The sequence below is a fragment of the Lactiplantibacillus xiangfangensis genome (assembly GCF_001438845.1).
Lineage (GTDB): Bacteria > Bacillota > Bacilli > Lactobacillales > Lactobacillaceae > Lactiplantibacillus > Lactiplantibacillus xiangfangensis.
The window spans coordinates 1-3690 of record NZ_JQCL01000044.1 but is presented as its reverse complement, the minus strand read 5'-3'; the positions used below and the strand labels follow the sequence as shown (position 1 = coordinate 3690).

Below are 3690 nucleotides of genomic sequence, written 5' to 3'. Positions count from 1 at the left end.
GACCAATTGATAAGAATGGGTTGTGAGTGTTGCACTTGATTTGACAATTCAGGTATTGAAAAAGTTGGCCAAGCCATTCAAGGTTGGTTACGGGAAAAGAAACAATTGCACACGGAAGGGATGCACACTAACGAAGGTTACTTAGTCCAAGCCAAGGAAGAAGATAGCTGGAAGAAAATCGTTGGTATGGATTCCGCAATTCAGGTCCAGATTTTCAAAGCTGGTGAAGACCAGATTATGGTCAACGTTGGTTCTGGTAAATGGGTTGACAAGGCTGGTGCCGCAACTATCGGGATGGTGGCATTTGCACCACTAGCTGTGACGGCGGCAATTGGCGCTTGGAATCAGAAGAAGCTGCCCGATGAATTATTCGAATTTGTGGAACAATTTATTTTAAGCGGTGGTAAAACGGTCATGGTTTCGATGTCTGCGAGTCAAGACATTAAGGATGGCGAAGTTGTCTGCCCTAACTGTAAAGCCGTCAATAAAGCGGGCGCCAAGTTCTGTGTTTCTTGTGGGACGAAGTTAGGCAAGGAATGTCCTAATTGTCATGCATCAGTGGGCTTAGACACGAAATTCTGTCCAGAATGTGGGACTGATTTAAATCCAAAGCCAAAAGAAGTCACTTGTCCAGACTGTCAAAAAGTCGTTTCAGCTGACACGAAGTTCTGTCCAAATTGTGGACACGCTTTTAATTAGCGGGGATTGGATTAATGAAAATTTGTCCGAATTGCGGCAGTCAGAATCCTGCTGACGTTAGTTTTTGTGAAAACTGTGGCACTAAGCTAGCAGCGGCACAAAAGCCCTGTCCACAGTGTCAGACGTTGAACCCAAGTGAAAGTCGTTTCTGTGAAAATTGTGGGTATGATTTTGAAGCGGTGAAGCCAACGCCATCCACAAAGAAGCAGGCTGATCCCAAGCCTGAAAAGCCAACTAGTTCAGCGGATGCACCGAAAGCAGCCGTTGCTAAGGTGACGTCTGCGCCATCAGAGCCAAAGCGCCCCGTTGAAACGACGAGTCAACCAACCCCAAGTCCGTCACGGTCACAAGCCACGCCTAAAAAAGATCGCTCTAAATGGCAGTGGATTGCTGGGATTATCGTCTTAATTATAATTGTCGGGATTGGGGCCTACTTAGTTTATGGGCATTCTGAAACCAAGTCTGCTTCGGCGCCAAAACGAGTGGCAAAAACGGCTCGTTCTAGTGCGCAGTCAAAACAGTCGCGTGCGAGTTCGTCGGCAACCAGTGAATCGTCAACGAGCGCATCAGCTCAGACCGTTCACTTTGATCAATCCCAAATTAAACAGGATATTGCGTCAACGGTCGGCTCGATTGGTGGCACGAATTCTGTGTATGTGTCGCCCGTTACTAGTAAGCAAAGTGTCCTAGTTAACAACGGGACGCAGTCTTCAGCTAGTAGCATTAAATTGTATATTTTGGTGACGGCGTATGCGATGGACAAGGAAGGTGTGCTGAACTTAGATCATACCCATACCGTAACGGATGATGAAAAAGTCGGTGGGACCGGTGTTATTCAGAACATGGATGCCGGGACGAAGTTAACGTACCGTGAAATCCTGGCACATATGATTGATGACAGTGATAACACCGCGGCTAACATTATCATTGATAAGCTAGGCGGATTTAGTTTAATCAATGACAAGATTGCCAGCATGGGTGCCACTGATACTAAATTGCGGCGCAAAATGATGGATACGGACGCAATTAGTGAGGGACACGATAATACCACTTCGGCTCGGGATATGGGTGTCACGTTGAAAAAGATTTACAATCATCAGCTAGTATCGAAGTCCGCTGACGATGAAATGTTAGCCATTTTAGCGAAGAATCAAAATCGGACCAAACTGCCGAAACTATTGCCAAGTGAGGCAACGGTTTACAATAAAACCGGTGAATTTTCAGACTACGGCGTTCAAAACGATGCCGAAATCGTCAAAAATTCACATGGTGCGTTCGTGGCGGTTGTTCTTTCTGAAGATGGGGACGAATCCGACCAGATTCCAGCGATGACTAAATTAGGGTTAAAACTTTATCAAAATATTTTGGAGTAGTGAGGGAAAAGTATGAAGTATTGTCCACATTGTGGGAAACCAGTTAGAGACGTAGCTAAGTTCTGTACAAGTTGCGGGAACGCATTAACGCCAGGTCAACCTGCTGAAGCACCCCAAGAGCAGAATCAAGTAAAAGGAATTTACGAAAGCGCCACTGCCAAGTTAAATCAATATACTGGCGAGGAGGGTGCCGTGAAGGTCAATCTTTCGGATCTTTTTTCGGAAGTCTTCAAGCACCATTCAAAGGATGAAGCTAATTCAATCTTTATCGCCGGGACGAAAACCACGACGCCAGCGTTGGCGGATGTTTCAGATGAATGGGCTAAGCCATGGCTGTTTTCACGCATCTTACTTGGATTTTTAATTGCTTTTGCCGTGTTGTTATACATGGCTGTTAATTTCGATAATAGCAACGCGATTCCTGGGCTGATTTTAGTTGGGGCCTTTGCAGTACCATTTTCTGGCTTAGTCTTTTTCTTTGAAGCGGATGCCTTTAAAGATGTGAGTCTATTTGAAGTCATCAAAGTTTTCTTCATTGGCGGAATCTTCTCAATGGTCGTTACGCTATTTTTATATCAATTCGTTTCATTTAGTACGACGAGCCAAATCACAGGTGTGCTGACGTTAAAGGATTCGTTATCGATTGGTCTTGTTGAAGAGTTGGGAAAAGTCCTTATTATTACTTATTTTATTAGCCAACTCAATGTTAAGCATATTCTAGACGGGATCCTGATTGGTGCTGCTGTTGGAGCGGGATTTGCGGCCTTTGAAACTGCCGGTTATATTTATAATGCCGGTGCGGAGCAGCTGATTGAGGTTGCAATCTTGCGTGGTTGGTCAGCGGTTGGTGGTCATTTAGTTTGGGCTGCAATCGCTGGTGGAGCCCTAATGGTGGTCAAGCGTGACCAGCCATTCAAATTCAGTCAGTTATTAGACACTCGTTTCTTAGTTTTCTTTGTCCTGGCTGTCGTTATGCATGCGGCTTGGGACTGGGATGTGACGATTCTGGGCAGTGACTATTTGAAGTTAATTCTACTAATCGTGGTTGCTTGGATTGTTGTCTTTGTGCTGATGAGTGCTGGCTTGAAAGAAATTATGCATTTAAAGCAGCGCGCACAAGTCTAAGTTAAATTAACGTTTGAGAGGTGATTACTGATTTGGTGGTAATCACTTTTTTGAACTGCAAGTGTGCAGGAGGAGTACCCTCTGGTGTAGCATCTACAAGAATAATTATACGGTAACTAAAGTTGGGCTTACAAAAAGCGTCAATTACCTTAAGTGGTGATTGACGCTTTAGTGTTAGCTGAAAGTTTGTTTATCCGTTACCCATTAACTTATGATCTGGAAGTTTAGTGGTCTTATAAATATGATGTGTTTTATGACGTAAGTAGTAAATCGTAGTTCCTTGTGTGAATGCTAATAGCACAGTTTTTTTCTTACCGTCAATTTTCATTTTTTTAACACGGTAATAACTTTGGCTAGTTATTCCTGCAACATGAAACCAATGTCCATTATAGAAAAGTTTTGATCCATATTTTGGTTTGGAAATTAAACTATAAATATGGTAGATTGCAAATTTAATCCGAATTTTTGGACAAATTTGTCAGCATAACCTGAT

Annotated in this window: 3 protein-coding genes; all 3 read left to right on the top strand. The window is 43.5% G+C overall.

Annotation, left to right across the window (positions count from 1 at the left end; all coding sequences use genetic code 11):
• The first annotated feature begins 120 nt into the window (after positions 1-120).
• Genes IV64_RS03890 through IV64_RS03880 form a run of 3 tightly spaced genes read left to right on the top strand, consistent with a single transcriptional unit; the run spans position 121 to position 3197 of the window.
• Complete coding sequence (locus IV64_RS03890; RefSeq protein WP_157061024.1) at positions 121-699, top strand: double zinc ribbon domain-containing protein; 579 nt, start codon at positions 121-123, stop codon at positions 697-699.
• Positions 700-713: 14 nt separating this feature from the next.
• Positions 714-2072 (top strand): serine hydrolase, encoded by a 1359-nt coding sequence (locus IV64_RS03885; protein WP_057705853.1) that lies wholly within the window; start codon positions 714-716, stop codon positions 2070-2072.
• A 12-nt stretch (positions 2073-2084) separates the two neighbouring features.
• Positions 2085-3197, top strand: coding sequence for a PrsW family intramembrane metalloprotease (locus tag IV64_RS03880; protein WP_057705852.1), 1113 nt, complete (start codon positions 2085-2087; stop codon positions 3195-3197).
• Positions 3198-3690 lie beyond the last annotated feature (493 nt).

Coding starts and splice junctions, on each gene's coding strand:
- IV64_RS03880 (WP_057705852.1), top strand. CDS start 2,085: ATGAAGTATTGTCCACATTGTGGGAAACCAGTTAGAGACGTAGCTAAG.
- IV64_RS03885 (WP_057705853.1), top strand. CDS start 714: ATGAAAATTTGTCCGAATTGCGGCAGTCAGAATCCTGCTGACGTTAGT.
- IV64_RS03890 (WP_157061024.1), top strand. CDS start 121: ATGCACACTAACGAAGGTTACTTAGTCCAAGCCAAGGAAGAAGATAGC.